Origin of the sequence: Streptomyces zinciresistens K42 (genome assembly GCF_000225525.1) — a bacterium.
GTDB classification, from domain to species: Bacteria; Actinomycetota; Actinomycetes; order Streptomycetales; family Streptomycetaceae; genus Streptomyces; species Streptomyces zinciresistens.
This window is the reverse complement of the sequence record NZ_AGBF01000492.1, coordinates 1-433: the sequence shown is the minus strand read 5'-3', so window position 1 is coordinate 433 and position 433 is coordinate 1. Positions and strand designations below refer to the sequence as shown.

Here is a 433-nt window from a genome sequence, read left to right as displayed (position 1 = left end):
CCGGCAGAAGGAGCAGCCACGCCATGACCCACAACGACAAGCCGATCAACGGCCAGGACAGCCCGTCCTTCCTCGACCTGCTCAACGAGTTGCCGCCCGTGCCGCCGGGCCCCGAACTGCAGAGCAAGCCCGGCCCGAGGCGGCTCGCGCGGCTGCGCGCCGCGTGGAAGGAGTCGTGGGAGGAGGGCGGCTTCCTCTCCGGCGCGCTCCTGCTTCGAGGCCGCCGTGGACTACGCGAGGACGCGGGAGCAGTTCGGCCGGCCGATCGGGGGCTTCCAGCTCACCCAGGCCAAGCTCGCCGACATGGCGCTCGAACTGCACAAGGGGATTCTGCTCGTCCGAACGCGCAATGGCGAGGTGACAGCATCCAACTGCACACTCGCGCGCAGAACGACTACACCTTCGGGCTCACCGTGCCCACCCTCGCCCAGGC

General features: G+C 69.7%; 1 pseudogene. It reads left to right on the top strand.

Annotated features, from left to right (window positions below):
• Positions 1–105: 105 nt before the first annotated feature.
• Positions 106–336, top strand: a pseudogene (locus tag SZN_RS43600) (acyl-CoA dehydrogenase family protein); the annotation flags it as partial.
• Positions 337–433 lie beyond the last annotated feature (97 nt).